The 24,821-nt window shown below is 44.6% G+C and carries 25 protein-coding genes and 1 pseudogene; 10 read left to right on the plus strand and 16 right to left on the minus strand.

From position 1 onward, the window contains the following. Nucleotides 1–51 precede the first annotated feature (51 nt). From psbV2 to IQ257_RS08230, 6 genes and pseudogenes are all read right to left on the minus strand, one after another. Nucleotides 52–588, minus strand: a complete 537-nt coding sequence (gene psbV2 / locus IQ257_RS08205; protein WP_193878688.1) for a photosystem II cytochrome PsbV2 — start codon at nt 586–588, stop codon at nt 52–54. 143 nt (nt 589–731) lie between these two features. Then, the gene (psbV, locus tag IQ257_RS08210) at nt 732–1,220 is read right to left on the minus strand and encodes a photosystem II cytochrome c-550 (RefSeq protein ID WP_193878686.1); all 489 of its coding nucleotides are present in this window, start codon (nt 1,218–1,220) and stop codon (nt 732–734) included. Between the two features lie 173 nt (nt 1,221–1,393). Beyond that, nucleotides 1,394–2,317, minus strand: a complete 924-nt coding sequence (accD, locus tag IQ257_RS08215; RefSeq protein WP_193878684.1) for an acetyl-CoA carboxylase, carboxyltransferase subunit beta — start codon at nt 2,315–2,317, stop codon at nt 1,394–1,396. Between the two features lie 16 nt (nt 2,318–2,333). Continuing rightward, on the minus strand, nt 2,334–2,564 hold the full coding sequence (locus IQ257_RS08220) for a DUF2007 domain-containing protein (RefSeq protein WP_193878682.1): 231 nt from the start codon (nt 2,562–2,564) through the stop codon (nt 2,334–2,336). A 502-nt stretch (nt 2,565–3,066) separates the two neighbouring features. Further along, nucleotides 3,067–3,216, minus strand: a pseudogene (locus IQ257_RS08225) (CHAT domain-containing protein); the annotation flags it as partial. 144 nt (nt 3,217–3,360) lie between these two features. Further along, nucleotides 3,361–4,785: an AAA-like domain-containing protein gene (locus tag IQ257_RS08230; RefSeq protein ID WP_193878680.1), complete on the minus strand. Its 1,425-nt coding sequence runs from the start codon at nt 4,783–4,785 to the stop codon at nt 3,361–3,363. A 303-nt stretch (nt 4,786–5,088) separates the two neighbouring features. Here IQ257_RS08230 and IQ257_RS29925 point away from each other — a divergent pair, with 303 nt between their 5' ends. Further along, nucleotides 5,089–5,775, plus strand: a complete 687-nt coding sequence (locus IQ257_RS29925) for a PEP-CTERM sorting domain-containing protein (protein WP_228060528.1) — start codon at nt 5,089–5,091, stop codon at nt 5,773–5,775. Between the two features lie 117 nt (nt 5,776–5,892). On the opposite strand, the gene IQ257_RS08240 is transcribed toward IQ257_RS29925, so the two are convergent. The 6 genes from IQ257_RS08240 to IQ257_RS08265 all read right to left on the minus strand — a co-directional run bounded on the left by IQ257_RS08240 (nt 5,893) and on the right by IQ257_RS08265 (nt 12,313). Then, nucleotides 5,893–6,870 carry an aldo/keto reductase gene (locus IQ257_RS08240; protein WP_193932993.1) on the minus strand — a complete coding sequence of 326 codons (978 nt, stop codon included), beginning with the start codon at nt 6,868–6,870 and terminating at the stop codon, nt 5,893–5,895. A gap of 176 nt (nt 6,871–7,046) precedes the next feature. After that, a complete protein-coding gene (locus tag IQ257_RS08245; protein WP_193874282.1) occupies nt 7,047–7,574 on the minus strand; it encodes a hypothetical protein in 528 nt (175 codons plus the stop codon). Nucleotides 7,575–7,615: 41 nt separating this feature from the next. Further along, the gene (locus IQ257_RS08250) at nt 7,616–9,928 is read right to left on the minus strand and encodes a GAF domain-containing protein (RefSeq protein WP_193874284.1); all 2,313 of its coding nucleotides are present in this window, start codon (nt 9,926–9,928) and stop codon (nt 7,616–7,618) included. 281 nt (nt 9,929–10,209) lie between these two features. Then, on the minus strand, nt 10,210–11,259 hold the full coding sequence (lepB, locus tag IQ257_RS08255) for a signal peptidase I (RefSeq protein WP_228060529.1): 1,050 nt from the start codon (nt 11,257–11,259) through the stop codon (nt 10,210–10,212). A gap of 442 nt (nt 11,260–11,701) precedes the next feature. Then, nucleotides 11,702–11,872: a hypothetical protein gene (locus IQ257_RS08260; protein WP_193874286.1), complete on the minus strand. Its 171-nt coding sequence runs from the start codon at nt 11,870–11,872 to the stop codon at nt 11,702–11,704. Between the two features lie 60 nt (nt 11,873–11,932). Then, nucleotides 11,933–12,313: a hypothetical protein gene (locus IQ257_RS08265; RefSeq protein WP_193874288.1), complete on the minus strand. Its 381-nt coding sequence runs from the start codon at nt 12,311–12,313 to the stop codon at nt 11,933–11,935. Nucleotides 12,314–12,524: 211 nt separating this feature from the next. On the opposite strand from IQ257_RS08265, the gene IQ257_RS08270 reads away from it, so the two are divergent. Further along, the gene (locus tag IQ257_RS08270) at nt 12,525–13,130 is read left to right on the plus strand and encodes a DUF1517 domain-containing protein (RefSeq protein ID WP_193874290.1); all 606 of its coding nucleotides are present in this window, start codon (nt 12,525–12,527) and stop codon (nt 13,128–13,130) included. Between the two features lie 74 nt (nt 13,131–13,204). Continuing rightward, the gene (locus tag IQ257_RS08275; RefSeq protein ID WP_193874291.1) at nt 13,205–14,044 is read left to right on the plus strand and encodes a hypothetical protein; all 840 of its coding nucleotides are present in this window, start codon (nt 13,205–13,207) and stop codon (nt 14,042–14,044) included. 76 nt (nt 14,045–14,120) lie between these two features. On the opposite strand, the gene IQ257_RS31115 is transcribed toward IQ257_RS08275, so the two are convergent. The 3 genes from IQ257_RS31115 to sufR form a co-directional block, all read right to left on the minus strand. Further along, nucleotides 14,121–14,456, minus strand: a complete 336-nt coding sequence (locus IQ257_RS31115; protein WP_322744250.1) for a CsbD family protein — start codon at nt 14,454–14,456, stop codon at nt 14,121–14,123. Nucleotides 14,457–14,688: 232 nt separating this feature from the next. Further along, complete coding sequence (locus IQ257_RS08290) at nt 14,689–14,946, minus strand: hypothetical protein (RefSeq protein ID WP_193874293.1); 258 nt, start codon at nt 14,944–14,946, stop codon at nt 14,689–14,691. 94 nt (nt 14,947–15,040) lie between these two features. Further along, on the minus strand, nt 15,041–15,694 hold the full coding sequence (gene sufR, locus IQ257_RS08295) for an iron-sulfur cluster biosynthesis transcriptional regulator SufR (RefSeq protein WP_193874295.1): 654 nt from the start codon (nt 15,692–15,694) through the stop codon (nt 15,041–15,043). Nucleotides 15,695–15,918: 224 nt separating this feature from the next. Here sufR and sufB point away from each other — a divergent pair, with 224 nt between their 5' ends. The 5 genes from sufB to IQ257_RS08320 all read left to right on the plus strand — a co-directional run bounded on the left by sufB (nt 15,919) and on the right by IQ257_RS08320 (nt 21,652). Next, the gene (gene sufB / locus IQ257_RS08300) at nt 15,919–17,358 is read left to right on the plus strand and encodes a Fe-S cluster assembly protein SufB (RefSeq protein WP_193874297.1); all 1,440 of its coding nucleotides are present in this window, start codon (nt 15,919–15,921) and stop codon (nt 17,356–17,358) included. Nucleotides 17,359–17,465: 107 nt separating this feature from the next. Further along, complete coding sequence (gene sufC / locus IQ257_RS08305) at nt 17,466–18,278, plus strand: Fe-S cluster assembly ATPase SufC (protein WP_193874299.1); 813 nt, start codon at nt 17,466–17,468, stop codon at nt 18,276–18,278. Beyond that, nucleotides 18,278–19,639, plus strand: a complete 1,362-nt coding sequence (gene sufD, locus IQ257_RS08310; protein ID WP_193874301.1) for a Fe-S cluster assembly protein SufD — start codon at nt 18,278–18,280, stop codon at nt 19,637–19,639. The genes sufC and sufD overlap by 1 nt, the downstream gene beginning before the upstream one ends. Before the next feature lie 18 nt (nt 19,640–19,657). Then, nucleotides 19,658–20,920, plus strand: a complete 1,263-nt coding sequence (locus IQ257_RS08315; protein ID WP_193874303.1) for a cysteine desulfurase — start codon at nt 19,658–19,660, stop codon at nt 20,918–20,920. Between the two features lie 96 nt (nt 20,921–21,016). After that, nucleotides 21,017–21,652 (plus strand): Uma2 family endonuclease, encoded by a 636-nt coding sequence (locus IQ257_RS08320; protein WP_193874305.1) that lies wholly within the window; start codon nt 21,017–21,019, stop codon nt 21,650–21,652. 26 nt (nt 21,653–21,678) lie between these two features. On the opposite strand, the gene IQ257_RS08325 is transcribed toward IQ257_RS08320, so the two are convergent. Then, a complete protein-coding gene (locus IQ257_RS08325; protein WP_193874307.1) occupies nt 21,679–23,136 on the minus strand; it encodes a PIN domain-containing protein in 1,458 nt (485 codons plus the stop codon). 368 nt (nt 23,137–23,504) lie between these two features. On the opposite strand from IQ257_RS08325, the gene IQ257_RS08330 reads away from it, so the two are divergent. After that, entirely contained in the window at nt 23,505–23,921 is a 417-nt protein-coding gene (locus IQ257_RS08330) for an Imm1 family immunity protein (protein ID WP_193874309.1), read from the plus strand. A gap of 185 nt (nt 23,922–24,106) precedes the next feature. Continuing rightward, nucleotides 24,107–24,817 (plus strand): response regulator transcription factor, encoded by a 711-nt coding sequence (locus IQ257_RS08335; RefSeq protein ID WP_193874311.1) that lies wholly within the window; start codon nt 24,107–24,109, stop codon nt 24,815–24,817. Nucleotides 24,818–24,821: the final 4 nt, after the last annotated feature.

Genomic DNA, 24,821 nt, shown 5'->3' on the forward strand with positions numbered 1-24,821 from the left:
CATCCTGCCTGTCCTACGGGATTATTTAGGGTTTGGAGTTCTCGTATTCCCTTAAAACTGCTCGTTTCCCCATCCAGGAGCTGTTTCTGCAGCTCTGAGTACGAATGCCGCTAACTTTTCAATTTGCTCCTGGGGCATCCAAGTTTCCGGCACTTGACGGCACCAAAAGCTTTCTTCGCTGCCATCGTAGGTCATGGGTTGTCTGAGGAACGTCACGATGCCGTTGATATTATCACGGGGAGGGGTGGCACCTGCCAGGGTATCGAGTGCTAGAGACTCGGTTGGGTTTGGCAAGGTTGATCCTCCTACATGGCAATTTAAGCAATGATTTTCAAATAGGACTTTTCCTTCCGATAAATCCTCCGCAGAAAATTCCTGGGTATGTCCTTGTCCGTCCATATCTAGAGCGACTGGATCTAGGGCTTTCAGGTAGCGTTTGACGTAGCTATCGATATCAGCGTAAGCGGGTGAGCTGACCGTAAACACTATTACTACAGCAATCAAAGCAACGGCTAAAAAGCGAAACGAAATAAGACGATGCTGTAATGAATGCCACCATTGAGCGATCTTAATGAAATAGGTCAGCATTAGTTCTTTGTCCTTCTTTCTTGCATCTCTCCTTCTTTGAAGGGCTGAACGTTAGCGGATTGAAAGTTGAACGTTCAAGCGCTACAGCCTTCTAACCTTCTAACCTCCAACCCTTCAGTAAAGTTTTTAAAAAAGCTCGGTCGTTAGTTGTAAACCTTGCCACCTCCCCACATAACGCCACGGATTTTGGGCTGGATGAGAATATGACCTGCGATCGCTTTCAGGTCATCTTCGGTCAAGTTTCTCATTTCTGGATAAATATCAGCACTCTTGGTACTGGGATGTAATTCAGAAATTTCAACTTCTCCATCATAGGTTGTGGGGTTTTGCATATAATCGACCAACGCCGCGATATTATCCCGTTCTGGCACAGCACCAGCCAGATCGTCTAAACTTAAACCCACATTGGGGTTAGTTTTGGTTCTGCCTCCCGCATGACATTGACTACAGGTATCGTTAAAGAGGCGTTTGCCCCCCTCGACTTCGGCGATGCTCAAAACAACGGTATCACCCGCTTCATTCAACTTGATTGTGCGAATATCCTTGTCTAGTTCGACGGCTGCTGCACTGGCAACCCCAATTTGAAAAGCAAATAATACACTCACCACAACCAGCACGATCAATCGCTTCATTCTTGGTTCTCCTTGGAAAAATTGGCTTATTCGTTTTAGGTGCGTTAGCAAAAAGCATTGACTTAATCTCTCGGCATTGCAGCCAACCTATATATAGGTCTATTAAGTCGCTTCAATATGAATATGATGCCACTCTAGGGACGCCTTTCCCTACATTAGTTACCGGATGGGGATCAATCAGCACTTCTGACGGTTAGGGTCATCGCTTCTGGTAGGGAAACGACTGGCGGTGGCGCTGGCAGGGGTTGGTGCAAGCGAATAAACTGGGCAAGGGTTTTCTTTAAGTGGGTGCGGGGTACGATCGCATCAACAAAGCCATGTCCCAGCAAATATTCTGCCGTCTGAAAATCGTCGGGGAGCTTTTCTCTGAGGGTTTGCTCAATGACTCGCCGTCCGGCAAACCCAATGGTTGCCTTGGGTTCTGCCAGAATAATGTCTCCAAGCATGGCAAAGCTAGCCGTCACGCCGCCGGTTGTGGGATGAGTCAGAACTGGGATGTAAAGCAGTCTGGCTTCGCGATGCCGCTCCAGCGCCCCAGATATTTTCGCCATCTGCATCAGGCTTAACATCCCTTCTTGCATCCTGGCTCCCCCAGAGGCGCAAACGATGACAACGGGCAAGCGCCGTCTTGTGGCTTCTTCAATCAGGCGAGTCAGTTTTTCACCCACCACAGAACCCATACTGCCGCCCATAAAGCGGAAATCCATAACCCCCAAAGCTACAGGTAAACTATCGAGCTGACCGAGTCCGGTTTGAACCCCATCGACAAGCTTCGTTTTTTCTTGGGTTTCTCGTAAGCGATCGCTGTAGGATTTGCGATCGCGAAATTTTAGGGGATCGGTAGGACGAAGTTGATCGTTTAGAGACATCCACGTATTGACATCAATGAGCTGGCGAATACGTTCGTCGCTATACACGCGCATATGATGGTCGCAGTCCCGACAGACCATTTGGTTAGCCCTCAGGTCTTTGGTGTAGGTGACAACCCCGCAAGCCTCACACTTCGTCCACAGACCATCCGCAATCTCACGTTCCTGTCGCTGTTGATGAATCGGTTCTGATTTTCGTCGATTTGCAAACCAGTCGAATAGAGACATGAAAAGTTTTGATTCCTTAGTTGTTATCCGATACGCCTGCTTGCTCCTCTGGAGAACTTAACAAAAGTAAAGCCGTCCATTGATCCTGAGAGCGAACTTGCAGCGCAGCCGGACTACCCGCACCAAAATAGGGACTCATTCCCCGGTCAATAATCCGACTGGGGATGTCGTGGGCTGCTAGCACCTGCTGCATTAGTTCAGCTTCCCAGCGAGCATTCGTTGTTTTCAGTGTTATCCAGGTAGTCAAAAAAAAGCAGGATATAGCGTTATTAGAGCTATCTTACTCTTTATCTGCGCTCATCAGAAGACCGTGGAGGTTATAATACGTGACATCCTCTAGACACCGATCTTACAGGTACGTTGCTGGTGCCATTATGAAACAAAATCCTTATTGAATGGCAGTTTCATGGGGCATCGTTGGCGCAGCCTGCCGTAGGTGTGCCATAGCGTTAAAATTTTATTCAATTCAGACGATGTAGATCGGTGCTTTGTTAATATTGATGGACTATGATCACCCTCTCCCCTTTGCCCCTAAACGCTATTGGTCAGCATTCTGCATCAGCGGTTTAGCCTAGCCGGAGAATACCGAAACCATGGCTGCAAAAGATCGTTTTCACAACACCGTTAGCCGTTGGTCAATGTTTCAGTTATCGAATTGCGTTAAAAGCACAATAACCCGAACGTAAACTTTACTTAGCCGTTCCCATTTTCGCCGCCCGTTTACCCAGCAAACGATTCAAGAAGCACAATTAAATATTCTGGTTTTCAATCCAATTCAAGAGACAATCATCTTCACCAATTAACGTAAATGCTGCCCAATCTCTGGGGTTGGGATGCTGTTTCATTGTGGTTAACATCGCTTGGCGTAAAGCTTGGGCTTTGTCGGGACTTTGCTGTAGCTTAGGCTTAATTTTTCTAGTTGGAATTTTGAACAAATCTAGAAATGCGATCGCTCTCCAGTTGCCTTGCTCTAGAGTAAGCTGTTGTGCATCTAATTGGCAACTCTTTACTCTCTCTCGTTTCTGTTTGATATCATCACTATTTTAAGAACCAATGGAAGCGCTAAAATAGTGACGATATAGATTACAGCTAGGCATCACCTGACTCCCTTGCAGATGCACTAGTCCCATACTGTGCAATTTTAACGCCTGCACCCGTTCTAATTCGATGGGGGTCGGCGAACTTGCAACCTGAGCAAATGCTTCATAAAGTTGGGGATGCTGTTGTAAATTCGCCAATTGCTGACGCAGGTATTCCCCATAAATTCTGCCTTTTTTAACGTATTGAGGCAGCAGGTGTTCTAGGGTAACATCTTGATGCCCAATGTGGTAAAGTGCCTTGTGGATCAGATAGGGATGACCCCCGACTAAAGACATGAGTTGTTCAACTTGAGAAGCATTCCAGTTCAGTCCCCGACGTTGTGCCAACTCGTGTACCTGTTCTCTGGTGAACTCTGGTAATTTAATCAAAAGTCCGATATTAAAGGGTGAGCGATTCCGACTTGAGGGTACATCCACGTCTGTAGAATAGACAACCACGACTCGCAGTTTTTGCCAAATCGCACTGCAACTATTTCCATATCTGGCTATTTCATGCCAGGTTCGTAGCAGGCTGAAAAAGTCTGAGGCAATGTCGGGGTATTGAAATAAGATATCTAATTCATCTAAGCCGATGACGATGGGACTATTCAGTTCAGCTAAGAGATAGTTCTCGAAATAATCAGTACTGCTAGCATTACTGCCGAGAATATCATCCCAATAGTCAGCTAACTGATTGGGTAATCCGAGGCTTTTCCCGACACTAGCACAGAACCATTGTAAGAATCTATCGAGGCTAGTAAAAACACTTTTCTCAGCAAGGTGCAAGCTTAAGGTAACAGTACGATAGCTTTGCACTCTCGCCTGATGCAGAATTCGTGCCATCAGAGAGGTTTTACCCATTTGCTGGGGAGAATGAATGCGAATTAAAGCTCCTGGTTGCAATATTGTGTCATAGCAGCGTTGTTCGATGGGGGGACGTTGGATATAGAAGGGAGAGTCGAGAGGAACTTGTCCGCTAGGTACTTCGGGGAGTGTGGTGGCAACGGTGGCAACGGTATTGAAAGCGGATGTAACGGATGGGTGGTGGGTGCAAGAGGGTATTTCTGGAAAAACCGATAACTTATCCGCTACATCCGTTACCCCATCCGTTGCCACATCTGTTGCCCATTCTTTCGCTTTGCGCTCCAGAACGACGGAAAAGTTCTTTTTATTCACTTTTGTACCCAGTATTTGGGAGAGAAAGTCCCATAACTTAGCGCCAAAAGTTTTAGCGTGGGCACTGGAAAAGCAGTAGGTTTCTGCTATTTGCTCGTAGGTTTGATTTTCCCAGGCTCCCCGCAGAACGGCAATTTGCAGAGTATTCAAGTGCTGGCGGGTTTGGGTAGACACGAAGAATTGCAGAAGTTCGAGTGCTTCCTCAAGACGCATGAGTATTTTTTCACTCCTTTAGACACACCTGTGGGCAAGTTGACCTGAACTTCATAAAACCTGCCTACCGTTTTACACAGGCTTGATAAATTCAACCTACTTCTTTATAAAAACTTCACAAAAGCCTGCCTACTATTTTACAAAAGCTTCATAAATGGGGTGACTGCTTCATGGAAACTTTATAAAACTCCTCTGGAATGTTCCTACTTTTTCCTACTGACAGCACTGAAGAGACAGCTTAACTTAAATATCACAGCGCATCCAAAACCTACGGAAGTACTAGTCTTTACCTTTTTAAGTAACATGAAAAATTCAAGATTTGTTTGCTCAACAATTATTGCTGCATCTTGTGGGCTATCAGTTTTAGCCTTAGTACAAGAGGCTAAAGCTATAGACACAGTAGATAACGGTGCCTTTGATACTGATATTCTTAGTCCTTTTAACTTTTCTTCTGGTACAACCATACCTCTTGGTGGATCTTGGCAGGAATTTTCTTTTACGAGTGCAGGTGTGCTAGCTATGGGATGTTCACCAGCAGATCCTAGTGGTCTAGGATGTGCGCCTAGTTCAGCAGGAAATTCTGTATTTGTGGGCTCTCCTAGCTGGAATTTTTTAGCACCATCCTCTGGCGTGAAGTTGACAGTAACTGATGCATTTTTACGTGGTGATGTATTTGATATTTTCGATTTTGGTAGTTTTATAGGAAGCACATCGGATGTATCTACAGGGGGAAGTTGTGTACCGAACGAAACCAACCCTGATGATTGCCTAGTAGACCCACTTACCAGTTCAGGCACATTTCTTCTCGAATCTGGAGAACATGAGATTACAATTATTCCTAAGGCTAGTCCCTTTGGTAGTGGTGCGGCTTACTTCCGGGTGGATGCCAGAGAGTCAGTTCCCGAACCCGCTTCTGTACTCGGACTCCTAGCCGTCGGCACTCTCGGTGCAACATCAACCCTAAAGCGCAAAAAGAAAGAGCAGGCATAGGATAATAGTCAAAAAAATAGAAAACTCAATCCAATAACTGCTGTGTCTGACTCGAATAGACACAGTTATTTTTTTTATCAAAGGTAGATTTCAGCCTTAACGCGATCGCTATTCTGCTTAAGTCCAAGCCCGGAAAAAGGTATTATCTTCCCAACTAGCAGCAGTGCGTTGCTCGATTGCTGCCAATTCCACCTCATTAAGAGGTTGGAATCCTCGCGCCACTTCTACATTCGACTCAAGTTGAGCAACATTTTCCGCCGCAATTACAGCACAGTGAACCCCTGATTGCGAGAGGGTGTATCCGAGGGCTTGGTGCATCCCATCCAGAATACCTGGTTTAAATAGACGCCCGTAGGCGGGGACTTTCATGGCAATGACACCGACTCCCTGCTGGCGGGCGACGGGTAAAACGGTGGGGATAAAGGGGCGGGGGTGGTGTTTGTCAGCGGCATTAATGCAAACGAGGGTAGTGTCGAAGGGATAGCGCTGCAACCCTTGGGCAATAATATCGGGTTCGTGATGTCCGGTAATACCGCTAAAGCGAATCAGTTTCTGTGCTTTGGCTTCTTCTAGGGCGCGGGCGGCTCCATTTTTACTGAAGATGGTATCAAGTTCTTGCTCAAAGGAGACGTGATGGAGTTGCCAGAGATCGAGATAATCAGTGTTGAGGCGTTTAAGCGATCGCTCTAACTCTCTCCACGCCCCATCGCGATCGCGGGCGGCGGTTTTCGTGGCGATAAATACCTGCTGTCGATAGTTAGGAAGTACTTTACCCAAATACTTTTCAGAAGGTCCATAACTTGCTGCCGTATCGAAGTAGCGGATACCTAATTCTAAAGCCCGTTGGATAATTGCCACAGCTTCAGCATCATGGTTGCCCCAGGATAACGGCGTTTTTCCCGCACCCCCCAAACCCAAAATCGGAATAGAAACGCCGGTGTTACCTAACTGGCGTTCTGGCATAGCTGTGGTTATTGGCGATCGCTCTTTAGAGGCAGAGATACGATTTTGTTGCCATGCTGCACTGCTTGCAATTCCACTTGCTACGGCAACGCTGGTTAACAGAAAGGTTCGCCTGGTTGTTTTGCCACTCATACCCAGTTGCAGTCAAAGATAGTACACTTTTGTTGTTCAGACGCGGTTACGCTTATAGCGTTTCTCTATCTGGTGAGGTACACCCTGATGAAGGCAGGGAGTGGGGAGTAGGGAGTGGGGAGTAGGGAGTAGGGAATGGGACTGTACCTCATGTACGTGATAAACGCTATATCTTTCTAAGGTTGTGTAATTCTGGTAAACGCTGCCGGAGAGGATAGAGTAACCCCATTCGGTGTGGTAATACTCACGAATGCAGTTGACGGAACTCTCGTGGGTAAATTTTTAGACTGCCAAGCATCTGGCGTGTAAATAAAGAAACCCAGAAAGGTGGTACTAAAAGGATTCGCCAGATTAAAATTACTGAAAGTATCAAAAATAATAATATCCCCACCCGGTCTACCGGGTGCTTGGAAATTATCTGCTACCACCATTGAGTTGGATGAACCCCGGAAGACTTTACCATCCACAGTGATGCTGAACGATGAACTGGCATTACGATAAAAACTCCCTTGGGGTGTTGCGATCGCTTTTACAGTCGGGTTGAATGTAAAACTACCACTCACCGGAGTTCTCGTCCCTTGATCATTGAAGGAAAATTGGAAATTATGGGACACTGCTTGTGCAGGCGTTATCCCCACCGTTGCCACGGCAATAGCGGCGGCGCTAGCAACCACCGATACCTGCTGCATCACTGAATTTGTCATATTAGATTCCGTTGAAAGAGCAACTCCTGTAAAATTTTAGGCTAATTTGTCCAAACCCCGTCCCAATTTTCAGGGGGAGGAGATTCTAACCAGTGCAAGCAACGCTGAATGTGTAACCGCGCTGCCCTATCGCTGTTGTCTATTTCCAACACTTGCGAAAACTTTCTCATCGCCAAAGCAAATTGGCGTTCTAGATAATACTGACGCCCTTGGTGGTGATGTTCAATAAGCTGCTGTTGCTGTTGAGAAATAGATTCTGAACGCAGCCCGATCAGTTCGTAGATGGCTGCAGGTTGGTTTTTCTCTTTGACGTGAATGCAGTCAAGTTCTCTTGCCCAAATGCGATCGCTACATTTTTGATAAATCGTTTCGCTAATAATAATATCACACTTATAATCTAAGTTAGCACGTTCTAACATAGAAGTAAAGTTAATCGATTCACTCAGATAACTTTGACTAGAATCCTTGGGATTAGGTGTTACTTTATCCGCATGAATGCCAATACCCATGCGCAGACAGTATTGTTTTTTAGGGAAGTGCTTGGTATTAAATTCTGTCAACCGTTGACGCATTTCTACGGCGGTTTGGATCGCTAACCATGCCTGCCCGTTTGGTGATAAAGATGTTTCAAAGATGGCAAGCAAGGCATCACCAATATACTTATCCAACGTACCTTGGTACTTAAATACCACCTCAACCATCAATTCAAAGTATTGGTTGAGTGTGGCAACAACCTTTTGAGCGTCCATGTCTGCAATCAAGTTGGTGTAGCCCCGAATATCGGAACACAAAATTGAAATATCCTTTTGCGGTGACGACTTAGACTCAAGTCCTTTGAGTAACTCTTGGGTCAATTCTTGACTAATTTGTCGATAGGAGTTGCGCTTGGAGTTTTTATCCTCGCTAACTTCCTGCAACCCGACTAAAAATCCTAAGATATTGTTGGCGTTGCTACTATCTGCGATCGCATTAATGGATAAATCAATCGGGTATTGCCGATCAGTAGCCATTAACTCCTGTTTAGAGTGATATTGCTGATGATTGCCAGATAAAGCCTCTTGAAACCACTCGATAAAATCACTGTCTTTGAGCTGAATTAAATCCCAAATCCAGCAACCTTCTAAGGATTTATCCTTACTACTATTTAAGAGCTGCTTGCCTTTTTCATTCAGCGTAATCACCCGACCTTCTAGATCAGTATAGATTGCGCCGTTATCCAAATTGCGGAAAATGTGACGCTGGATTTGTTCCTGTTGCTTGAGAGTGGTGAACAATTTGGCATTCTGCAACGCTATCCCCACTTGCAAACTAAATGCCCCCATCAGTTGTTGATCGGCTTGGCTAAAACTTGCTTTAAAGCCTTCGGGGGGTACGGGCCAGTTGTCTGGATCGTAGTCAGGAAAATGTCCCTGTTTCTTTTTATTGACTAATTCTATCACCCCCAGCAACTCACCCCCTGGACTGAATACAGGCAGACACAACAAGCTACAAGTGCGATAATGGTTCTGGCGATCCCATTGTTTCATGCGATCGGAATCGGGATGAATATAAAAGTCAAAGGGAACGTTGATAGGTTTGCCAGATTTCGCAACTTGCCCGACAAAACCAACACCGATGGACAGATGCAGCTCTTGAAAAGAACCATCGGCTATTAGTATTTTTGTACACAGTTGATTGCGTTCCCGATCAATTAGCCATAGCCGAGTGAGAGCGGCATTCATCAACTCTTTGGTTTCATCGACAACTAAAGTGAGGGTAGCGTCTAAATCTAAACCCCCCTGACTGATGGCGTGAATGGCTTTAATAAAGGCTACAACAGCCCGCTGTTTCTTAATTTCTGTGTAGAGAGACTGACATCGCTCGATTGTTTTTCGCATCGAAGCTACAGCTTTAGCGAAGCGTTTCTCATCTTGTTGAGTAAAACCATTAAGATCGACTCGTTTAGATAGTAAATACTCAGAATTGGTTTCGGGATTTAGTTTATTGAGAAATTGCACAAAGGCGATCGAATAGCCCTGGGAATTTGAGATGGGTAAGGCTAGCAGGTTATAGGTAATGTAAGACGTTGAAGATTTCAGATATTTTTTGCAGGACGCTGGAGAGAGTTTATAAACATCAAAAGGCTTGCCAACTATTTTTTCTAGACTAGCAACTTGATCAAGTCCAGGCTGAACTGGAATTCTCATCTCAATCAAATGAGGTGAATCACTGCAAAAAATTAGGCAGCATTCCAGATTCTGCTGATCTAGCAAAAAAATCGTTGTTCGATCTGTCCCAATTATTCGTTTGAATCCTTGGGCAATTTCCTTCAATATTTCAGTTAAAATTACATCTAAATCCTGGTGTTTTGCCATTGTTATAGTTCCTCAAGTCCCCTTACCAGGTAGTTGCAATTCACAGCGGTTTAGGAGAGTTTATCAGGTCAGACTAGGCTGAAATGGGACTGTCTGACTTAATCTCATACTAAATACAATCTTGACACGACCTCGAAACTATTTTCCATTTTGTCAGCTATTCTCCATATAACCTGCCTTGTGCGTCCTCAAGTGTCCTGTTATTTTAGGGAGTAGGGAGTAGGGAGTAGGAAATTCTAGAGGAATGCCTAGAACCTGTCCTGAAGAGGCGCAGAGAAAGCTCAACGGACAACACCCAGGCGCAGAGGGGGCCAAAATCGTTTTGATGCCTTACCAATTAGGTTTTTGCTGGGAAGGAAGCCCCAGTCGAAACTATCGTAACTGTGGTTGCGGTTATCACCCAGAACCATGAAAGCATTAGCTGGTACTCTGACGGGTAGAAGCTGGTATTGGGGTGCTGATGCAAGATAATTCTCTTGTAGAGGTTGGTGATTGATAAAAATCCTTCCCTGTTTAATTTCAACCTCTTCTCCAGGTAAACCAATTGCTCGTTGGATGAAGACATAGTGAAAATTGTGTTCCTCCAAGGTTTCGGTTGGAGAAAACGCTACAATGTCTCCCCGTTGGGGAGATTTTGAACGGTAAATCTGTTTGTCTACTAGTATGTGATCGCCTTTTTGTAAGGTCGGTATCATTGAGTTATCAGGAACATAATGAGCGTCTACAATAAATGTTTTCATCAAAAACACAGACATGGCTATACCAATAGAGGCACTAATGGATAAAATAGAAATAACAAGAATGGGAATTTGTTGTCTTTTTCGAGTACCACATGAAGCCATGTAAACGTGATAAATAATAAAAGATTGTAAAAGAATTGGAACAAGTTTAACTAATAAAGAACTAATGAAAAAAGTAAACAGTAAAATACTTAACCAAAATTGATTAATGTACAAATGACCTGCACCGGGAACGAATCTCGACAAGAATACAGCTAACCAAGGGTCTTTTTTTTTGGTTCTCCGCTTCTCAAAATGCAGACTGTTGGTTTGCTTGGCGCAGTGGTAAGAGTCAACAATCGTCCAGATACTTAAAAAGAAAGTTACCAGGAAGATGAGCAAACCAATGATAATATGTCCCGTCGGACTTACAATCAACCACCCACTCAACCCGTATAGCAAAAGTTGAACAAGGATTAAAAAAAAACCTTTCAGAAAATGACCGACATAGATTTGTCCCAGCCCAGGTAAAAATAAGGACAGATTTACGGCTAACCACGGTTCTTTGCTAGAGGAAGATAGAGTGGGATTCCGCTCGGATTGAGAGATCATTGTTTATTTTTTGCAGCAAGAAAATGCAGAATTTGCAGGTGCCAAACATTGCAGACGTTCAGGCTATTTTTTAGCCAGCGGGGAAAATAACAAGGAGGCAAACCCTGCCTTGTTCAGTAAAGCATACAGAACTTTATATTTAAAGTTTTATCCCTTTATGGCTAGGGAAATTCAGAACTTCTACACGTCTGTAGTCTGAACTCTTACAAGTATTCCCCGAACGTTAAGCTAAGTAACAAGAGCTAGCGCCAAACCCAAAATTTTCTTGAAAAGCTGACCCAATAATAGGTTAAGAACGTTTATCCGTCAAGGTCATTACTATTCCGAAGGAGTAAAAGGACTAACCTCTCACTCCGTTCTCCATAGTATCCTACAATCCTACTCAATTAACAGCAACCGTCTAAGCGAGGAGAAGACAGGGAAGCCGTGGGCAGTGTTAATTTCAATAGAATCTGCTGGCGGTAATTGGAAATTCATGAATCCAAGTCACATCAGGTTCTTCATTAACTTGGCGACGCGCCCTTATAAATAATCCACCAATGACATAAATTACGAATATAACAATAATTCCTAGGACGACTTGCATCAAGATATTGCTTGGTCTTTTTTTCATCAGTGAATCTCCCTATTCAGCCTTGGTTTTGTTGAAAATTTAAGTATTTTTATTGTTCAACTAACTTGCATTCGGTTCATCCATTTTTGTCAGATTTTCTTGTATCTTTTCCACCTCATCTAATCTCATGTTTTTTATTTCTCCAGACTTAGGGACATCTGCTTTCATTGTGAGTTTGACTAAGCCACTAATACCCAGACTGACCTCTAGGGCTACATTCTCAGTAGGTATCGTTCGTTCTCTAACTCGTTGACTGGCAAGTTGAATAACATCAATCGCTTGATCAACAGCCGTAGTGATTGCTTCTTCAGTGAGTTCTGAAACTTTTCCCTGAGTTGTGGCAGTAATCTTATCTTTTAAATCCTTTCCCTTTTCTTCAATGGCATGAGTTACCTTCTCTACTGCATTCTTCCCTTTTTCTTGAACGTTTTGTAAATTCATGACGATTTGTTTCTATCAAGACTAATTTAGTATTAAATTTAATGTTGAAGCTTGTCATTTTTTTTTGCATCACTCTAGAGTTATACTGAGATATCTAAAACTATTCCTTATTCCCTATTCCCTATTCCCTATTCCCTATTCCCTATCCTCTACTCACGAATCCCCTAAACTGGCTATACTGACGTACAGCAAAGAAATAACAGAGTGAATAATGAGTTCGTGGCGCGATCGCTTCAATCAATTGAGTGGTAAAACTCGAATAGTCGTCTGTCGGCTATTTGTTCATCTAGCTAGTGAAGAGGTGGCACCTCTATTAGGCATTCTCAATCGCGCGGCACGAGAGGCTGTCGAAGCTGAAGGAGAACTTGAGGTACTCGGAGAAGGACTGGTAGACATTTGCCAGAACCTTTTGCAGTACAATACCTACTGGCAATCTGCTGCCAATGAAGGAAATGTATTCTGGGATGAAGGTGAAGCGGGCGATTATGTCAACGAACTATTTACAGATTCCGCCGAACGCTATCTGAGCGAGCCAGACTTCAGTTCCCCTTTACCAGAACAAGAGGATCGGTTCTCCTTACCCATCACTCAGAATTTGGTTGTTATGATTACAGTAGCGTTTGAGGGAGATGTTCCAGAACTCGAAACTGATCTTGCCAGCATGGATGCACTCTTATCCGGTCTGAGAGCTTTGATTAATCTTCACTATCAAGAACGATTGCGAGCGATTCAAGTTCACTTTTCTCCAGCACAGTTGGGCGATCGCTTAACCACCGAGCAACTGTTAATCAATTTCCCAGAACTTATTCCCCTCTAGAGCATAGAGTTTCCCACAATCGCCAACAAAGAGCTAATCATTGTTTAAAAACGATCGCTATAATTCCTCAATTTATGCTACGCAAATTTATCATCCTTTTCATGTCTTTGGCACTGTGTGGGACTACCTTAGCCTGTAGTTCTCCTGCCCCAACCCAATCTCAAACTCAGAACACCAATACAACCTCTGCGCCTACCTCATTAAGTAATGGGAAATATCCGGTACAGCAGGCAACTTACAACGATGCCAATGGGGAATACACCCTCATGCTGCTCAATACCTCACCAGGTACTCCCCCAGTATTTCGCACAACAGATTTGCGGATGGCTCGTCTAACCGATGAAGAAATGTCTGCCGATGAAAAAACGTATCTGGCTGTTGAAAATGGTCAGGCAGATATGCACCTGAGTGAAGACTTCCGCATTGAATACGTCCATAACGTCACAGAAACCCAAACCAACCCTCAAACAGGTCAACCCCAAACGGTGATTGTGCGTCAACAATCTAGCTTTTGGACTCCCTTTGCTGGAGCATTAGCCGGTCAAGCTGTGGGTAGCTTGTTGTTTAGACCGAGTTATTATGTGCCACCCGTGTATCAACCAGGTGTGGTTCTAACGGGTTATGGCGGCTATGGCAACACCTACTCCCAGGCAGTTAATCGATACCAAACTCGTCATCAAGAACCACCACCTGCTGTTAAAAACCGTCAAGTTCTCCGAACCACAGGGGCTGTGAGAAAGTCACCCTCAAATCAACCGACAGCCGAGCGCAAAGCTTCACCGAATAGCAACCGCGCTACGGGTTCAGGTTTTGGTTCCAGCACCCTGCGCCAATCCAATCGCTCACGTCAAGCACCAGCTAAGACACCCAGTGGTTTTGGGAGTGGGCGCTCTAGGAAATCTAGACGCCGTTAAAATTAACGACCGATAATCCCCCTTTATAAGGGGGGATTAAGGGGGGTGAAAAAGGATTAAAGGTTTTTAACCCCGTTTATTTATTTCTGAATTTGTCTTTGACATTCTCCACTGAATGTCTAACTTGGGCTTCAACTTGTTTAGCTTTTCCTTCAGCTTTATCTTTTGGATCGCCCGTGATTTCACCCATAACTTCCTGGGCTTTTCCTTCAATATTTTTGGCAGTGGCTTTAATTCGATTTTCCATAGAATCATCTTTTCTGTTTTCCACTGAATGCCGAACATTCGCTTCAGATTGCTTCGCCTTTCCTTCTATTTTGTCTTCAGGATCACCGGTAATCTCGCCCATCGCTTCCTGGGCTTTTCCTTCGATGTTTTTAGCTGTGGCTTTCATTTTATCTTCAGTACTCATCTCAAGTCACCTTCTATAAACTGTATTTTGTAGTTACACGCCAGAGCAAAGGCTGTAAATTTTTTAAACAGTCTCGCTCTTTAGTTCTAAGCATATAGATAGATTGACATGTAGACTTCTATCGCAAGGCATAATCCTGCAATTTAAGTTACAGAGTTGGGACGGGCTTTTCGGCACATCCCCCAAGAGTTTTAACAACAACAATAGTGCAAACTAGATGATGTGGAGCAGCTTACCACTTCAAAAATGCCGCGTTTGAGCCCTGTTCACGCCGAATCTTCCCATCCTGCTCAAACCAACTAATCACCTGCTCAGGCGTCAACTCTTCAACGGCAATACCTGTGTCTTCGGCGATATGCTTTAACAGTCGCAGAGACGAAATCGTTAAGCGAGTTAAAAACTTTTCATGGGAAGAGAGTAGAGCTTTGTCTACATCCCCTGACTCTTCGAGCGTCAAAAACTGCATACCAGGTTGCTGAGATTCAGTCATTCGTCATTAGCCCTTAGTCATTAGACATTCGTCATTAGTCATTCGTCAGTAACCCATCCGCTACCAAATCCGTTACCAAATCCGCTGCCACTCACTATGATTTAATCAAATAACCGCACTGATGTTCCCCATGATTAATCCAGTGGGTACGCTCTACCGTACAATCGGGCAGTACTGCGGCAAACATTTCCAGTTCATGTCCACAGACACTAGGAAATGATTCGGCAACGTTGGAAATAGCACAGTTATGTTCTTTCAGGATAAACTGAGAACTGGCATTGTGGTTTAACTGGCTAGTTTCCACGGCATACCACTCTGCCATATACCCTTCGCTTCTGCGAATTTCTACTAGTCTGGCAACCCGCTCTTGCACAGAACCCGTTCCCACGCGATCGCGATATTCCAAGGCTTTGCGCTGCCACTGCTTGTGCAGGATAGTGCTAACTTGTTCTCTGCCGACCGTTTCTTCCAAGGTATCCAGCAGCGAAACCGCAAACTCGCCGTAACGATTGGGGAAGCGATCGCGTCCTTTGCGACTCAGGTGATAGACGTGTTGGGGACGCCCCATTCCCACCGATACCGATTGATAGTCTATCAGTCCTTCTCCCTCCAAATCCTTCAGGTGACGCCGAATAGCTTGGGGGCTAATTTCAAGAGCTTCAGCCAGTGCTTGGGCTGTCGCTTGCTCTTGCTTGAGTAAATGCTGCAAAATATCTTGCTTAGTAGAAGGGTGCTGAGTGGTCGTCATCGGTTCTGCTGTGAAATCAGTAGGGAACGGCGCGGGAAAAATCGAACTTGACTTTGACAACATCTTAGTTGTTAATATAACCTACAATAGAGTTAAACAACAAAAGTGTTGTTTTAGTTGGTCTTGCCAGTCAACCTGACGATACCCCTAGCTTAGACAGCTTTCAACCACCTCCCATCCTTAATAGAGATTCACGTTAAAAGCCAAAGAGAACACTAAAGTCAATGACTGCCACCGTTAAAAAGTTAGTCAACCAGCCCTACAAGTACGGCTTTGTCACCGATATCGAAGCCGATACGATTCCTCGCGGCATCAGTGAGGACGTAGTCCGTTTGATCTCGGCTAAGAAGAATGAACCAGAATTCATGCTGGAATTCCGTCTCAAAGCCTACCGACAATGGCAAAAGATGACGGAACCCACCTGGCCTCACGTCGCTTACCCGCCGATTGACTACCAAAACATTATTTATTACTCTGCCCCTAAAAAGAAAACCGAAAAGCTCAACAGCCTGGAAGAGGTTGATCCAGCCTTATTAGAAACCTTTGAAAAGCTAGGCATCCCCTTGTCCGAGCAAAAACGGCTGTCTAACGTCGCCGTGGATGCCATTTTTGACAGTGTTTCTATCGGCACCACCTTCAAAGAAAAATTGGCGGAAGCTGGAGTCATCTTCTGTTCTATCTCCGAAGCGCTGCAAGAACATCCAGAGTTAGTCAAAAAGTACCTGGGCAGCGTCGTCCCGGTGGGAGACAATTACTTTGCCGCACTCAACTCTGCTGTCTTCAGTGACGGTTCCTTCGTCTTCATTCCCAAAGGCGTCAAATGCCCTATGGAACTGTCTACCTACTTCCGCATTAATAGTGGGGACACCGGACAGTTTGAGCGCACCCTGATTATTGCCGAAGAAGGGAGTTCTGTCAGCTACTTAGAAGGCTGCACCGCTCCCATGTACGATACCAATCAGCTTCACGCCGCAGTTGTGGAACTGGTGGCACTTGATAATGCGGACATTAAATACTCCACCGTCCAGAACTGGTACGCCGGGGACGAAAACGGCAAAGGCGGTATCTATAACTTTGTCACCAAGCGGGGGTTGTGCAAGGGTGTCAACTCGAAGATTTCCTGGACGCAGGTGGAAACGGGTTCGGCAATTACTTGGAAGTACCCCAGTTGCGTACTAGTCGGGGATAATTCCGTAGGAGAATTTTACTCTGTGGCGCTGACGAATAACGCCCAGCAAGCCGACACTGGCACCAAGATGATGCATATCGGCAAAAATACCCGCAGCACGATTATTTCTAAAGGAATTTCCGCTGGACGTTCCCAAAATAGCTATCGGGGACTAGTAAAAATTGGTTCCAAGGCAGCAGGAGCGAGAAACTACTCCCAGTGTGATTCAATGCTAATTGGCGATACCGCTGAGGCGAATACCTTCCCCTACATCCAAGTGGAAAACAACACCGCCAAGGTAGAACACGAAGCATCTACGTCCAAAATTGGGGAAGACCAACTATTCTACTTCAGTCAACGGGGTATCTCAGAAGAAGATGCTATCTCGATGATGGTTAGCGGTTTCTGTAAGGATGTCTTTAATGAACTCCCCATGGAATTTGCCGCTGAAGCCGATAAATTACTGAGTTTGAAACTCGAAGGTGCAGTTGGATAATAAACTTTGCGAACCTCAGCGCTTCCTTGGCGCTACTCTGCGTTAAAAAAACGCAAAGGTACGCTGAGGATAACGCAGAGGTACGCTGAGGAGTTGTGAGGTGAAAAATGATTAAGGAAAATAGTGAAGTAATTCTGTCGGTTCGGAATTTGACGGCAGAGGTGGATGGGAATCCAATTCTCAAGGGATTTAATCTAGATGTGAGGGCGGGGGAAATTCACGCCATCATGGGTCAAAATGGTTCTGGGAAGAGTACCTTTTCTAAAGTGTTAGCCGGTCATCCCGCTTATGAGGTGACGGGCGGCGAAGTTGTCTTTCTGGGGCAAAACTTGCTGGAAATGGAGCCGGAGGAACGGGCGCTTGCTGGTATTTTTCTGGCGTTTCAGTACCCCTTGGAGATTCCGGGTGTCAGCAATCTAGACTTCTTGCGCGTGGCGTACAATTCCCGTCGCAAGCAGCAGGGATTGGACGAAATTGATACCTTTGATTTTGAAGATTTGGTACAGGAAAAGCTGGAAATTGTCAAGATGAATCCCAGCTTTTTGGAGCGCAGTCTGAATGAGGGCTTTTCTGGGGGTGAAAAGAAGCGGAATGAGATTCTCCAGATGGCTTTATTAGAGCCAAAGCTGGCTATTTTAGATGAGACAGATTCGGGTTTGGATATTGACGCCCTAAAGATTGTCTCCAATGGGGTAAATCAGTTGGCGAGTTCAGAGAATGCCATGATTTTGATTACCCATTACCAGCGGATGCTCAATTATATCGAGCCGGATTATGTCCATGTTATGGCTGCGGGTCGTATTCTGAAAACGGGTGGTAAGGAACTGGCGTTAGAACTGGAATCCCGTGGTTATGACTGGGTGGTAGAGGAAGAAGCGGCACTTCGACAAGGCTCAGTGACTACAGAGGTGAGTGTCTAATGAGTACGCAAGTTTCTGCCAAACCAGAGATTTCTTATCTGACGAGACTGCTGGAACAATCTCGCCAAGGCAAGACGGAATTATCTTCTTTACAAGAAGTACGCAACCAAGCGACGGCTATTGTTCAAGAATTGGCTATCCCTACCAAGCGGGATGAAGAATGGCGGTTTACTGATTTGTCGCCCCTTTTGCAGGTGCAATTTCAGGGGGTAGAGACGTGGGATGCAATGTCTCTACAGCAGATGGATATTACCCCGCTAACCTTGCCGGAAGCGGCTGACAGTCGATTGGTATTTGTTAATGGGATTTATGCGCCGGAACTATCCTCGGTTTCTGGGATACCCGATGGGGTGTATGTTGGGAATTTAACGGCGCTAGCACCGGAGTACGAAACCCGCATCGGCGACTATTTAGGTAAGCAACAGGGAACTTCAGAAGTCTTTACCGCCCTCAATACGGCTGGACTAACAGATGCAGCAGTGGTGTGGGTATCGAAAAATAAAATAGTAGAGACACCTATCCACCTGTTATTTGTCTCCACCACCAATGATGTACCCCTGATTTGTCAACCCCGTTGTCTGGTGGTTGCAGAAGCCGGCTCTTATCTGAATTTAGTCGAGCATTATGCGGCAAATGTGGAAGGATGTCCTGATATTCGTGTTAATCATCCCTATTTCAACAACCAGGTGACAGAGATTTGGGTTGAGGAAAATGCCCAAGTGATTCATACCCGGAATCAGCGGGAAGCGGGAGATGGATTTCACATCGGCAAAACTGCCGTAGCCCAAGGGCGGAATAGTCGTTACACCTGCAATGGGATTAGTTTGGGGGGCAGACTATCCCGACACAATTTGGAAATCTTCCAGATGGGTGAGGGAACGGAAACGTTCTTAAATGGTTTAACGGTTATCGGTGGCGAACAGTTGGCGGATACCCATAGCGTTATAGCGTTAAATCATCCCAATAGCACCAGCAACCAACTGCACAAATGTATTGTGGATAACCGCGCCCATGGGGTTTTCAACGGTAAAGTTTTCGTGCCTCGAGCGGCTCAATTCACGAATGCCGCCCAGTTAAATCGCAACCTGTTGCTATCTCCTAAAGCCCGTGTTGATACCAAACCTCAGTTAGAAATTACTGCCGATCAAGTAAAATGCTCCCACGGTGCTACTGTTAGCCAACTTGATCCAGAGGAAGTTTTTTATCTGCAAAGTCGGGGACTTAATGAAGCGAATGCCCGCAACCTACTGCTTGATGCGTTTGTGGCTGAGATTCTAAACCGCGTTCCCGTTCCTTCCCTGCGCCAACGGCTTTCTCAGTGTGCTGCCTGTAGAACCTCCGTTGCCACTGATAACCAATGAACCCTTCATTGCTGCCCAATGACTCTGATTAAAGAAAAAACCATTGCTGCCAAGGTGCGTCCTGATTTCCCCATTCTGCATCAGGAAGTCCATGGCAAACCTCTAATTTACTTTGACAGTGCTGCCACGTCTCAAAAACCCGTGGCGGTGCTGGACGCCCTGCGCCATTACTACGAACAGGATAATGCCAACGTCCACCGGGGTGCTCATACCCTTAGTGTGAAAGCCACAGAAGCGTATGAGGGGGCTAGAGATAAAGTAGCCCGCTTTGTGAATGCGGCATCGCGGAATGAGATTGTTTTCACCCGCAATGCTAGCGAAGCGATTAACTTAGTGGCGTATAGTTGGGGCTTGAACAATTTGCAGCCGGGAGATGAAATTATTCTCTCGGTGATGGAACACCACAGCAACATTGTTCCTTGGCAAATTATTGCCCAGAAAACAGGGGCAGTCCTTAAGTATGTGGAACTGACATCAGACGGTGAGTTTGACTTGGAACAGTTCCGGCAACTCATTACTGATAAAACTAAATTGGTAGGTGTGGTTCATGTCTCTAACACCTTGGGTTGTATTAATCCAGTCGAAGAAATTATTGCGATCGCACACCAATACGGTGCTAAGGTACTGATTGACGCTTGCCAGTCAGTACCGCATATGCCGATTGACGTTCAGGCAATGGACTGTGATTGGCTGGTGGCATCGGGTCATAAAATGTGTGCGCCTACAGGTATTGGCTTCTTGTATGGGAAATTAGACTTATTGCTAGCAATGCCGCCGTTTATGGGTGGCGGCGAGATGATTTCCGAAGTCTTTCTAGATCATTCCACTTATGCTGAATTGCCCCACAAATTTGAAGCGGGGACTCCGGCAATTGGGGAAGCGATCGCATTAGGAGCGGCGGTAGACTATTTAAGTGGGATAGGTATGGATAAAATCCATGCTTATGAGGAAGAATTAACTGCCTATCTCTTCGAGCAATTACGGCAGATTCCTGATGTGAAAATCTATGGACCCCAACCCACAGCAGAGGGGAAAGGAAGGGCAGCACTGGCGTCGTTTAGCGTTACGGGACTCGATTCTAGCGATGTGTCTACGTTGGTGGATCAAGAAGGTGTAGCCATTCGTTCAGGACATCACTGCACGCAACCGTTACACCGTGTTTTGGGCGTAGCGGGTACGGCACGGGCGAGTTTGTATTTCTACAATACGCGGGAAGAGATTGATGGGTTTATTAAGGCGCTGAAGGAAACGATTGAGTTTTTTAAGAGTGTCTTGGAGTAAAGGAACGCTGTAGAGTCTTTGGCAGCAATCTTCAGTTATGGTTGTAGGGTGGGCATTGCTCACCCTTTACTGTTCTAGAGGTTATCCCACCTTGAAATGATTAGTACCTCAACTCCTGCTGAACAACGAACCGTACTGCGAAATATTAGTTGGCAAACCTTTGAAACCTTGTTGAAAGAGACAGGTGAAGATAGAGGTTCACGGTTTGCTTATGACGGCGGTACCTTAGAAATTATGACTCCACTTTTTGAACATGAAAATCCTAAAATTCAATTGGATCGCTTCATTGTTGCCTTAGCTGAGGAATTAAAAGTTGAAATAAAAAGTGCTGGTTCTACGACTCTGAAGCGTGAAGCAGTAAAGCGAGGGATAGAACCAGATAATTGTTACTATATCCAAAATGAACCCGCTGTTAGAGGTAGGCAACAACTAGACTTAGAAACCGATCCGCCACCTGATTTAGCGATTGAAATTGATATTACTAGTAGTTCTATTAACAAGTCCGGGATTTACTCAGCGCTGAGTGTCCCTGAACTTTGGAGGTATAACGGGCGAGTTTTGAAATTTTATCAGTTAGTAGAGGGGCAGTATGTTGAGTGTGAGTTTAGCATCGCTTTTCCCCTGGTATCGGTGAGTGAGATGAGCCGATTTATTGAGCAGAGTAAAACAATGGGGGAAATTGCTTTGCTGAAATCGTTTCGAGCTTGGGTAAGGGAGAAGATGATATTGTAGGTTATTAATGAAGCTTTAGTCTTGCTTCAGGTTCCTATTTCTGTAAATTCAATTAAGGAAGAAGAACCTATTATTTCAATTATTTTAATTTGCATAATTTTCCCGTTGCAGTCTTCAAGCTGTAGCGGTTTGCCTAGAGTGAAATAAACAGGTTGTTGCTGACCACCTTCGATAGCGATATTGTCTGCATACAGGTATAAACGATCTGAGGTATCACGTATAGGATTTAAGCGACCCTGGAACTTAGGTAAATATCCTGTACCATCGGGACATATAATCGAGCCTGTGTTTTCTTTTTTTTGTACCTTTATTTCTAAATCACTCACAGGGTCAAAGCCTCGCTTAATGTAAGCAGGAAAGTTACTATGAGCAAAAAAAACTGTGAATATCCTTCCCTTGGGTATCTCAAAAAATGCTGTGCCTGCTGAATTAGTGCTTCCACCTAAATAGGTTTTATTTTCAGCAATAAGAAGAATAGTCGCATTAACAATCGGATTTCCAATTTCATCTTTGGCAATAACTTTAACAGTTTCTCTTAATCCTAAATTACTAGCAGTGCTTTCTTGATCTACTTCTTGTTCATAAACTTGCTTTTCTTCCTGCCGTACTTCCTCAACTACAGTTTCATTGGCTCCATACAACTGAAGAAGATGTGAAAGTTCAATGATATGAAACGATTGCCCTTCTGAGTAACGTCTGAATTCATCTACAAGTTCATATCGGGGATATAAAGCATCATTCCCTTTCTTGTGCCACCAGTCAGGCTTTTTGTCTCCAGACACAAAGATGACACTCTTCTTATGAATCTTGCCGATTTCCAGGATTGTATGCCATATCAGCAAATCACCTACACCTTTATCTGGCTTTGATGAGTCTTCATAGCCAGGAGGAATCTTACATTCTTGACGTATGTCTAGATCCTTTTCTATTTCTTTATTGTCAATTTTTGGGTTTCTAAATACATCCTTGCTGAATAATTCAGCATAGATTAAGCTTACAGGATCGTTCCAAGTCCATTTCTTTATGTGGGTCAGAACTTTTCCTATTGCTTTTCTATATTCTCGTAACTGTTTCTCAATTTCATCCTCTAGGCGTATAACTTCTTGATATTCGTCTAAAAACTCCAGTAGAGGATATCTACCCTTTTTTATTTGAGTATTTTCATCTCTTTCCTTGCAAAAATCTTGATACAAATCGATAAGTTTATTAGGTCTATTGTTGGCAAATTCACGAGCCACTTGTACAGGAACAATTAAACGAGATTCAGAAATTAAAGTCTCATAAGTAGTTCTGATCTGAGCAAGGCTTTCTTTACTAGTTGTATAAGGTATTAGTAGAACATTTGTATCAAGTACTATGTAGCAATCATCTTTGATTTGTTCTAAGCTATTTAAATGATTTTTAAAGATTGATTCGACTTCAGGATAAATAGAATCAGCAATAAAGATATTTTTATATACTTTATTTTTATTCTGTTCTGACATACTTATCAACTATTAATGATTAAACAAATCTTAAGTGTAGTGCTTGGTGGAGTTCTAGATATTCTCTCTAAGTAGCTACTACTCGCTTTTCCTAGCATACTCTTTGCTAAAAGTAAAATAAGAGCACACCCAACTCGTCCGGACAACAGTGATGGGTAATCAATACTCAGTTTACTGCTAGGGTACATTTGCTTAAAAGCTTAAGCCTACTATAGTCAATCCTATCACTAAAACCCATGCTGAAGAAGATGCATTTCAGCAAACGGCAGATGCAGGCATTATAGACTGGCTATAGAATAATTATAAATTATAACTGCTAGTGACAGTAAAACTCTAACAGTTCAATCACTAAAGAGAAGGAGGCAATAATGTTTGTATCAGACTTATCAGTTGAAAAATGGGTCGGTAACAAGAATGAAGGTGACTTAATCGAAAATCCCGGTTGGAGCCAGTTAGAAGCAGCTATCCGCGAGTTAGATGGCAAGAGTAAAACTCTAGTGACATTAGGAGCAGACGACGAAACTTACATGACTATTGGCGGGGGAAATGCCGAAAAATATGTTATCTCAGTCACCTTCGATAATCTAGACTTCTATAACTTAGTCGATTTATCCCAACCCGAAGAAACAGAAAAGCTAGTTGTTGGTGGACAAGAAGGGATTTATCCCGCTAAGATGTGCGTTGATTTATTACGCTGTCTGCTAGCGGCAAGAACATTTTCAGAATCGGGAGAACTCGATCCATTGCTGTCTTGGGAAGAAGATAAGTCATTAGTAGCAGTGTAAAATCAGGTTTGATTGTCAGGTTAAAGAATCTGGATTTACGCCAAGCGATCGCTCGATTATCTGTAGGTTGACACAAGGCACGATAGGTGAGTGATAACAGGACGCGATCGCGTTCGTGCAAAAAGGCAGGAGGCAGAAACCCGAACTAAACTGAGATAAGGTATCGGTGAGAGCGTCGAGGCGGTATGGATATTCTCATTGTTGAAGACGAACCGGAAATCGCCAAACTCATCCAACTTACCCTAGAACGAGAGGGGTTTACCTGTCAGGTATGCCGGGATGGACTCACGGCACTGCAAGCCTTTCAGTCGCAACAACCGGATGTCATTCTTCTGGATTTGATGCTACCTGGGCTCGATGGATTGGAGGTTTGTGCCAGAATTCGCCAAAAACCTGGAGCCAAAGACCCTTATATATTAATGTTGACGGCAAAGGGAGAAGAAATTGACCGGATTATCGGTTTATCCACTGGCGCAGATGATTACCTAGTCAAACCCTTTAGCCCCACCGAACTAGTTGCCAGAGTCCGGGCACTTTTGCGGCGCAGTCTGCGTCACGGCGGACAGTCTTTGGTTTACCGTACCTCCCATTTCACAGTCGATGTAGACCAGCATACTGCCAGCCGCCATCTAGAGTCTGGGGAGTTAGAAGTCCTAGACTTGACTACCTTAGAATTCAATCTCTTGGCAACCTTTATCAGTCAACCTGGGCGAGTTTGGAGTCGCACTCAACTGATTGATAAGCTTTGGGGCGATGACTTTTTTGGAGATGAGCGAGTTGTGGATACCCATGTGGCGCGGTTGCGAAAAAAGATCGAGCTAGACTCTTCTAACCCAACCTTTGTTAAGACAGTAATTGGCGTCGGCTACAAATTTGAAGACAGCACGAATTCTTAACGCC

The sequence above is a fragment of the Coleofasciculus sp. LEGE 07092 genome, from assembly GCF_015207375.1.
GTDB lineage: Bacteria > Cyanobacteriota > Cyanobacteriia > Cyanobacteriales > Coleofasciculaceae > LEGE-07092.

Excerpts from the sequence above, each read along its gene's own strand:
- IQ257_RS08335 (WP_193874311.1), top strand. The coding sequence starts at position 24,107 with ATGGATATTCTCATTGTTGAAGACGAACCGGAAATCGCCAAACTCATC.
- IQ257_RS31115 (WP_322744250.1), bottom strand. The coding sequence starts at position 14,456 with ATGAGTACTGAAGATAAAATGAAAGCCACAGCTAAAAACATCGAAGGA.
- IQ257_RS08270 (WP_193874290.1), top strand. The coding sequence starts at position 12,525 with ATGAGTTCGTGGCGCGATCGCTTCAATCAATTGAGTGGTAAAACTCGA.
- IQ257_RS08240 (WP_193932993.1), bottom strand. The coding sequence starts at position 6,870 with ATGAGTGGCAAAACAACCAGGCGAACCTTTCTGTTAACCAGCGTTGCC.
- IQ257_RS08320 (WP_193874305.1), top strand. The coding sequence starts at position 21,017 with ATGATTAGTACCTCAACTCCTGCTGAACAACGAACCGTACTGCGAAAT.
- IQ257_RS08330 (WP_193874309.1), top strand. The coding sequence starts at position 23,505 with ATGTTTGTATCAGACTTATCAGTTGAAAAATGGGTCGGTAACAAGAAT.
- IQ257_RS08325 (WP_193874307.1), bottom strand. The coding sequence starts at position 23,136 with ATGTCAGAACAGAATAAAAATAAAGTATATAAAAATATCTTTATTGCT.
- sufB (WP_193874297.1), top strand. The coding sequence starts at position 15,919 with ATGACTGCCACCGTTAAAAAGTTAGTCAACCAGCCCTACAAGTACGGC.
- IQ257_RS08265 (WP_193874288.1), bottom strand. The coding sequence starts at position 12,313 with ATGAATTTACAAAACGTTCAAGAAAAAGGGAAGAATGCAGTAGAGAAG.
- IQ257_RS08245 (WP_193874282.1), bottom strand. The coding sequence starts at position 7,574 with ATGACAAATTCAGTGATGCAGCAGGTATCGGTGGTTGCTAGCGCCGCC.
- sufC (WP_193874299.1), top strand. The coding sequence starts at position 17,466 with ATGATTAAGGAAAATAGTGAAGTAATTCTGTCGGTTCGGAATTTGACG.
- IQ257_RS08290 (WP_193874293.1), bottom strand. The coding sequence starts at position 14,946 with ATGACTGAATCTCAGCAACCTGGTATGCAGTTTTTGACGCTCGAAGAG.
- IQ257_RS08250 (WP_193874284.1), bottom strand. The coding sequence starts at position 9,928 with ATGGCAAAACACCAGGATTTAGATGTAATTTTAACTGAAATATTGAAG.
- IQ257_RS08260 (WP_193874286.1), bottom strand. The coding sequence starts at position 11,872 with ATGAAAAAAAGACCAAGCAATATCTTGATGCAAGTCGTCCTAGGAATT.
- IQ257_RS29925 (WP_228060528.1), top strand. The coding sequence starts at position 5,089 with ATGAAAAATTCAAGATTTGTTTGCTCAACAATTATTGCTGCATCTTGT.
- sufD (WP_193874301.1), top strand. The coding sequence starts at position 18,278 with ATGAGTACGCAAGTTTCTGCCAAACCAGAGATTTCTTATCTGACGAGA.
- IQ257_RS08275 (WP_193874291.1), top strand. The coding sequence starts at position 13,205 with ATGCTACGCAAATTTATCATCCTTTTCATGTCTTTGGCACTGTGTGGG.
- accD (WP_193878684.1), bottom strand. The coding sequence starts at position 2,317 with ATGTCTCTATTCGACTGGTTTGCAAATCGACGAAAATCAGAACCGATT.
- psbV2 (WP_193878688.1), bottom strand. The coding sequence starts at position 588 with ATGCTGACCTATTTCATTAAGATCGCTCAATGGTGGCATTCATTACAG.
- sufR (WP_193874295.1), bottom strand. The coding sequence starts at position 15,694 with ATGACGACCACTCAGCACCCTTCTACTAAGCAAGATATTTTGCAGCAT.
- lepB (WP_228060529.1), bottom strand. The coding sequence starts at position 11,259 with ATGATCTCTCAATCCGAGCGGAATCCCACTCTATCTTCCTCTAGCAAA.
- IQ257_RS08315 (WP_193874303.1), top strand. The coding sequence starts at position 19,658 with ATGACTCTGATTAAAGAAAAAACCATTGCTGCCAAGGTGCGTCCTGAT.
- IQ257_RS08230 (WP_193878680.1), bottom strand. The coding sequence starts at position 4,785 with ATGCGTCTTGAGGAAGCACTCGAACTTCTGCAATTCTTCGTGTCTACC.
- psbV (WP_193878686.1), bottom strand. The coding sequence starts at position 1,220 with ATGAAGCGATTGATCGTGCTGGTTGTGGTGAGTGTATTATTTGCTTTT.